The organism is Serratia marcescens, assembly GCF_001902635.1.
Lineage (GTDB): Bacteria > Pseudomonadota > Gammaproteobacteria > Enterobacterales > Enterobacteriaceae > Serratia > Serratia marcescens_F.
On record NZ_MJAO01000007.1, the window covers coordinates 242587 to 250709 of the forward strand.

Here is an 8123-nt window from a genome sequence, read left to right on the forward strand (position 1 = left end):
ACATGGCAGAGAATGATTTTGGTGTGGCCATCATTGGGATGGCGGGGCGTTTCCCTCAAGCCGATACCGTACAGGCGTTTTGGGAAAATCTGCTGGCGAGCCGAGAGTGTATCTCCTTCTACAGCGATGAGGAGCTGCTGAAGATGGGGATCAGCCCCGAATTTGTTCAGCACCCTGACTATGTCAAGGCTAAGGGGGAGGTGGCGGACATCGACAAATTTGATGCCGCCTTCTTCGGTATCGCGCCCCGAGAGGCGGAGCTGATGGATCCTCAGCACCGCGTCCTGTTGGAAACCGCGTGGGCAGCCTTCGAGGATGCGGGCTATGTGGCCGCCGATTATCCGGGGGATGTGGGCATTTTCGCCGGCAAAAGTATGGATTCCTACTTGATGCTGAACTTGATGCCGCACTTCAAACGCGTTTTCTCTTCCGGCAGTTTGCAGGCGGCCATTGGCAACGACAAAGACAGTATCACCACCACCATCGCCTATCACCTCAACCTGCGTGGCCCGGCGATCACAGTACAGACCTCCTCGTCGACATCCCTGGTGGCGGTGTGTGTGGCCTGTCAAAGCCTGTTGACTTGGCAGTGCGACATGGCGATTGCCGGCGGTGTGACGCTGGGGCCGCCGGCAAAAACCGGCTACTTGTCGCAGGAGGGTGGGATCACCGCCGCCGATGGCCACTGTCGGGCGTTTTCCGATAACAGCAGCGGGTTCGTGCCCGGCACCGGCGCAGGGCTGGTGGTGTTGAAGCGCGTCGACGAAGCGTTGCGTGATGGCGATAACATCTATGCGGTCATCAAAGGGTTTGCCGTTAACAACGACGGCTCGGAGAAGATCAGCTATACCGCGCCGAGCGTGGACGCTCAGGCGCGCGCCATTGCTCAGGCACAGCGGTTGGCGGGGTTGGTGCCGCAGGATATCACTTACGTGGAAGCCCACGGTACCGGGACACGTCTGGGCGATCCGGTTGAGTTTTCCGCGCTGAGCCGTGCCTTTGCGGGCGCGCCACAAAAGCAGTACTGTGCGTTGGGGTCGGTAAAAACCAACATCGGCCATCTGGATACGGCGGCGGGCGTCACGGGTTTGATAAAAACCGCGCTGGCGGTGCAGCAGGGCAAAATTCCCGCCACGTTGCACTTTGAGCGCCCCAATGCACAGATCGATCTGACCAATAGCCCGTTTTACATCAATACCACCTGTCAACCGTGGCAGCCGGAAAACGGCATGCGTCGCGCGGGCGTCACCTCGCTCGGCATGGGGGGCACCAATGCCCACGTTGTGCTGGAGCAAGCGCCCGCCGTTGACCTGCAAGCGCGAGCGCCTGTACCTGCCTACAGTATATTGCCGTTCTCCGCCAAAACCGACAGTGCCTTATCCTCGGGACTGGCGCGTTTTGCCGATTTTCTGCAACGTGAATCGCTGCCGGATCGGCGGGATATGGCCTGGACGCTCACCCAAGGACGCAAAGCCTTCACACACCGCGCCGCGCTCGTAACGGACGATCTGCACGCTGCCGGGACACTGTTGCAGCAGACCGCGACAGCACCGCTCGCCCGTGGCGTGGCACAGACGCAGTCTGGGCTGGGGATGCTGTTTTCCGGGCAGGGCAGTCAATATCAGCGCATGGGCCATCAGCTCTATCAGGCTTGGCCTGTCTACGCAGAGGCCTTCGACCGTTGCGCGGCGTTACTGGAGCGTGAATACCGACTGGATATCCGCCATGAACTGTTCAGCGCAGAAATCTCGTTAGCCCAGGGCGAACGCCTGGCGCAAACCCGCCTCACGCAACCGCTGCTGTTCAGCGTCGAGTATGCTTTGGCCCAATTGTGGCTCAGTTGGGGCATCACGCCGACGGTGATGATCGGCCATTCGCTGGGCGAATGGGTGGCGGCGACGTTGGCTGGCGTGTTCTCTTTGGAGGATGCGTTGCGCTTGGTGGCGCGTCGGGCTGAACTGATGCATCAAGCGCCAACCGGCGCCATGTTGATGGTGGCGCTCCCGGAAGCGCAGATTAGCGCCCTGATTTCCGCCCCGCTGGCGCTCGCCGCGGTTAACGCCCCTAACTATTCGGTTATTGCCGGGCCTGAGGCGGCGATCCTCGCCGTTAGCCAGCGTCTGACGCAGCAGAACATCATCAACAAACGGTTGCACACCTCCCACGCCTTCCATTCCAGCATGATGCAAGACGCGGCGCAGGCGCTACGTCAGGCATTTAAGAATGTGCGTCTGAACCCGCCGACGCTCGCCATCATCTCTACTGCAACCGGCGAACTTGTCAGCGCTGACACCCTCACTACGCCGGACTACTGGACGGAACAGATGTTGATGCCGGTGCAGTTCTCTGCGGCACTGAGGCTGGCGCAGGCGACGTTTGATGTCGACTTTCTGGAGATTGGGCCGGGGGCCACCCTGACCCGGCTGGCCAACGGTCATGAATTGGGCGATTGCCTCGCGTTCAGCGCGCTGCCGGCAGGCGCCCACAACAGCGAGGAGCACAAACATATCTTAGATACCGTGGCTTCGCTCTGGGTGCGAGGCCACAACATAGACTGGTCTGCGTTTGCAGGCGACCAACCGCGCCGTGTCTCGTTACCGACCTACGCCTTCGACAAAACCCGTTACTGGGTCGACAGCCCGGAAGAGCAGGGGCTCACCGTAACGCCGGTGGCGGACGCGGGGGATATCGCCTCTGCTGAACAGCCGGTGCACCGTCAGCCGCGTCCAGCGTTTGCGGTGCCTTACGCGGCGCCAGAGAGCGAGACGCAGCGCGGCTTGGTGGCGATCTGTGAAGCATTGCTGGGGATTGACGGCTTGGGCATTGACGACAACTTTTTCGAAGCCGGCGGGCACTCGCTGATGCTGGGCATGTTGCTGGCGCAGGTGCAGGAACGGTTCGCCGTCACGCTTTCCTTTATCGACCTGATGGAGGATGCCAGCGTGCGCGCTTTAGCGCAGTTGGTCGAGCGAGAGCAGCAGGACGATGGGGAGTCCACGCTTGCCGCGCTGGTTAACGACATGGTTAACGAGTGACGTCGGCAATGATGTTCAACGCAGCGATAAGGAAAGGACGGTCATGACGATACAGCATGCCGCGTTAGCGCGAACGCTCCCGGCGGAAAAAAAGGAGAAGTTACTACGACAGTTGGCGCAATCCGGCGTGTCGCCCAACCGTATTCCCATCATCAAGGCGGATCCGGCGCAGGCGATCCCGCTGTCGTTTAATCAGGAACGGTTATGGTTTTTGCAGCAATACGACAACGCCGCCATCAACTACAACCTGTATGTGGTGTATCGTTTGCACGGCGTGGTGGATATACCGAGGCTCACGCAGGCATTGCGCCGTGTGCAGGCGCGCCACGCCATCCTGCGCACCCGTATAGTGGTGCGCAACGATCGGCCTTGCCAGGTGATCGATGATGCACCTGCGCTGATCTTCGATACGGTCACGCTAGCAGCGCAGGCTCCGGATTCAGCGCGAGACGCGGCGATCCAGCGGGTGACAAACACTCGGTTCGATCTGGCGCATGGCCCGCTGTGGGGGGTGACACAGATCGTTCAGCCCGGACAGGATGATCATCTGGTGTTTTGCGTGCACCATATCGTCATCGACGGTATCTCGCTGCGGCTATTGTTTGATGAGTTACAGCAGCAGTATGCACGATTGCACGCCGGTGATGAGACGTCGTTGCCGCCGTTGCCGCTGCAATATGCCGATTATGCCTGCTGGCAGCGCGAATGGTTCCAGGACACCCTGCTGGCGACCGAACTTGCCCACTGGCGCGCGCGTTTGCAGGATGCGCCTCTCCTGTCGACCTTTCCGTCGCTGCATCCGCGCCCGGCGCAACCCTCTGCGCATGGCGCCCGGTTCAGCATCACCCTGGATGCAGCATTAAGCCGCGCGTTGAAACGGGTCGCCAGCGCGCAAGAAACGACGCCGTTCGTGCTGATGCTGACCGCCTTCCAACTGGTGCTGATGCGTTACGCCCAGCAACAACGGCTGGTGATGGGCACGCCGGTATCGGGGCGCATTCGCCCGGAGTTGCAGAACAGCATCGGCTACTATGCCAGCACCGCGGTCATCTGCACCGATTTTAGCGGGGTTGAAGTGGGGCGCGACGCGCTCCAGCGCGTGAAGGCCAGCGTGAAAGAAACGTTGGGACGCCAGCAACTGCCGTTTGAAAGCTTGGTGAATGCGTTGGATCTCCCGCGCAGTCTTTCCCATTCGCCGTTGTTCCAGATCCTGTATATCTACCATAACCACGTGACCCCACGCGCTTTTCCCTTGGCCGGCGCGCACTGGGAGCAGGTGACGTATCACAATCAGGCCGTCAAGTACGACATGACGGTCGAGGTGTTCCAAAACGATGCCACGTTCGACGTCGCCTTTGAGTTCGATCTGGGGCTCTACGATGCCGACGTGGTTCAGCAGATTGCCGAGGCGCTGCGCCAGCATTGTTTGGCGCTGACCTCCTCACTGGAGGTGCCGATCGCGGCGATCCCTCTGCAGGCACCGGAGGCCGCAACGCCCCAAAGCGACCCGCTCAATGCCACTGACGTCCTGTGGCCCGCGCCACAGGATGTGCTGCGCATCATCGAACAGCGCTGCGTGCAACACCCAACGCAACTGGCTATACAGCAGCACAATGGAACACTGACGTACGCCGCACTCTGGGCGCGCGTGCAGGCCATCGCGGCGCGTTTTCAGGCGCAGGGCATACAACCGGGCGATCGTGTCGGCGTACTGTTGCCGCGCCACAGTGATGTCATTGCAACCCTGTTGGCGACGTGGTACGTGGGGGCGTGCTACGTGCCGTTCGATCTCCGTCAGCCCCCGGCGCGTTTGCAACGCCTCATGCAATGCGCTCGTCTGGCCTGTCTGGTGGTACGTCAACCGGGAGAATGGGGGGAAACGGCACAGCTGTCGTTGCCGGAGTCGATGCAGGACACGCCGAACGTGGCCCTGCTTCCCGCACCTTGCGCTCTGTTGCCGGATACGCAGGCCTATCTGTTGTTTACCTCCGGTAGCACCGGCGAACCTAAAGGCGTGCGTGTTGTTCACCGCGGATTGCTGAACCTGCTGTTGGATATGCAACGTACCTTTGCTGTAGGCCCGAACGATCGGCTGCTCTCAGTGACGACGCCCACGTTTGATATTTCGTTCCTGGAGTATCTGTTGCCGCTGATCTCCGGCGCGAGCCTCTATCTGACGGAGGCTGAACGCGCGGCGGACAGCTTCCGTATGATTTCGTTGATTGCCGACTATCAACCAACGTTGATGCAGGCGACGCCCTCATTCTGGCAAGGGCTGCTGACGGCGGGGTGGCGTGGCGACCCGCAACTGTGTGTGCTGGCGGGCGGTGAAGCGCTGCCGACGAAGGTGGCGGAAGAACTGCTGCGCGGTTGTGGCTCGCTGTGGAACCTCTACGGCCCCACCGAAACCACCATTTGGTCGCTGAAAGCGCAGATCACCCAAGCCGAACACATCACCCTCGGCGCGCCCATCGCCAATACCCGTGTGTACATTCTGGACGATGAGGGCCATCCGGTGCCGCGAGGCGTTGACGGCGAGCTTTATATCGCCGGGGATGGGGTGGCACACGGCTATGATGGGCAGCCTGAGCTGAGCGCACAGCGCTTCTTGTCAGAACCGGGGTATCCCGGCGGCAGGATGTTCCGCACCGGCGATCTGGTCAGGTGCGATGTGCAGGGGCAGCTGTGTTTTGTGGGGCGCAAAGATAGCCAGATCAAACTGCGCGGTTATCGTATTGAGTTAGGCGAGATCGAACGGACGCTGGCGCGGCACCCGCACGTGGACGGTGCGGTGGTGGCCTGCATTGAAAGCGCACCGTTACACAAAGCACTGGCGGCGTTTATCGTCACCAGCGCGCCCCTCTCGCTGTTCGAACAACTGAAAAACGAGCTCCGGCAGCAACTGCCAGATTACATGGTGCCGACGCTGTGGCAGAGGGTGACCGCCTTCCCGAACACCGCCAATGGCAAAATCGATCGTAAGCGGTTGGCGGCAGATTTCGTGGCCGATGAGCCCCTCGCGCCGCCGCCAGCGCTGAGCGACGCGGAACAGGCGTTGTTGGCGCTGTGGATGCGCTATTTACCGATAACAAACGCAGGTCCTGAGTGCGATTTCTTCCGTTTAGGGGGGCACTCCTTGCTGGCGGTGGCGCTGGTGGCCGAGGTCAACCGTACCTTTCACTGTGCCTTGACCCTTAAGGACATTTTCCATTACTCCACGCTGCGGGCGTTGAGTGCGCGTATCGTACAGCAATCTACGACAGACGCAGCCGCGCCTCAGGATGGCTGGGTGATGGCGCACGATCCCGAGCATCGTCATCAACCCTTCCCGTTGACGGATGTTCAGCGCGCTTACTGGCTTGGACGACAGGCGGGCGCCACCTCGGTCGCGACCCATGTCTACCATGAGTTTGACGTCGAGCACTTTGACGTTGCGCGCTTTACCCATGCGGTGAATGCGCTGATCGCCCGCCATGAAATGCTGCGTGCGCGGGTACTCCCCGACGGTACTCAGCAGATTCTGGCACAGGTGCCGACGTATCAGCTCGAACAGCGCGATCTGCGTGCCTTGCCCCTTGGCGCGCGGCATGATGCCTTGATGGCGATCCGCGATCGACTATCGCACCACGTGCATCCTGCGGAGCATTGGCCGCTGTTTGATTTCAGCTACTCGGCTTGCACGGCGCGGCAGGGTCGCTTGCATTTCAGTCTCGATCTGCTGATCGCCGATGCCCTGAGTATGCGTACGCTACAGCAGGAGTTGATGACGCTGTACCGCGCCCCCCATGCGTCGCTGCCGCTGCTGCCGTTCTCTTTCCGTGATTACGTGCAGGCGCTGTTGGCAGAGCAGGCGGGTGAGGCCTATGTGCGCGATCGGGCCTATTGGCAACAGGTGCTGCCGCAGCTGTATGGCCCTCCAGCACTGCCCGTACAGGGCGATCTGGCACAGTTGCCGGCGATCAGGTTCGTGCGCCGTCATCATCGGTTGTCGGCCCACGATTGGAGCGCGTTGAGCGCGCTGGCTCAGCGCGCGCGCATCACCAAGACGGCGCTGTTGCTGACGGTCTTTAGCCAGGTATTGGCGCGTTGGAGCCTTAGCCCGACATTTACGCTCAATCTGACGTTGTTCAATCGCCCACTGGGCTACCCCAACGCTGAGGCGGTCATTGGTGATTTTACCGCTGTCAGCCTGCTGAATGTCTGTTACGACAGTCAGCAGGCTTATGCCCATAACGCCCAGCGTATTCAGGCGCAACTGTGGGAAGATCTCGAACACCGTCGTTTCAGTGGGATCCGCACCAGCGAGGCGCTGATCCGCAGCGGCCGTTTTCCCGCGCCGATGCCGGTAGTGTTCACCAGTATGGTGGATACCCACGAGGAGACGCCTGCGCAGGCCGCGCAGGACACAACCCGCTTTACCCTGTGTCCGGATGCCAATATTACCCAAACGCCGCAGGTGTGGCTCGATCATCAGGTGATGGAGCAGGCCGGGGAGTTGCATTTCAACTGGGATGCGGTCGCACAACTGTTTGATGCCTCGTTGCTGGATCAGATGTTTGGCGCCTATTGCCATGCGCTACAGGCGCTGGTTACTGCGCCGCAAGGTTGGCGGGTGCCGAACAGTTCGCTGGCGCTGCCCGCCGTTTGCGCACCGGTCACGCAGGCCCCCGCGCCGACGGCGCTGTTACATCACGGGCTCTTGCGTCAGGCGGCACTGACGCCACAGGCGACCGCGCTCATCAGCCCTGCCCGCGAACTGACCTACTGCCAACTGTCGACGGCGGCGGATAATGTGGCCGGCGCCCTGTTCGCGCTGGGCGTACGGCACGGCGATCGCGTGGCGGTGGTGATGGAAAAAGGCTGGCAGCAGATCGCCGCCGTGCACGGCATCTTGCGACTGGGTGCCGTCTATCTGCCGGTGGACCCGGCACTGCCGCCACAGCGTCGTCAGTTACTGCTGACGGCGGGCGAGGTGCGGGTGCAGGTGACGCAGCCGGGCCTTGCCGCGTTGGCGCCGTCGCTGCCCGCGCTGGCCATCGACGACGGGATGCTGGACGCGCCCGCCGCGCCGCTACCGTCAGTGGCGGC

General features: G+C 61.5%; 2 protein-coding genes. Both read left to right on the top strand.

Features of this window, described 5'->3' with window-relative positions; all coding sequences use genetic code 11:
* Positions 1-2 precede the first annotated feature (2 nt).
* On the top strand, positions 3-3035 hold the full coding sequence (gene clbI, locus BHU62_RS09435; RefSeq protein WP_073531675.1) for a colibactin polyketide synthase ClbI: 3033 nt from the start codon (positions 3-5) through the stop codon (positions 3033-3035).
* Positions 3036-3078: 43 nt separating this feature from the next.
* Positions 3079-8123: colibactin non-ribosomal peptide synthetase ClbJ (gene clbJ / locus BHU62_RS09440; RefSeq protein WP_073531683.1), on the top strand; the 5045-nt coding region annotated here is incomplete at its 3' end.

What these genes read in the sequence shown, in the direction of transcription:
- clbI (WP_073531675.1), top strand. Translation starts at nt 3, where the DNA reads ATGGCAGAGAATGATTTTGGTGTGGCCATCATTGGGATGGCGGGGCGT.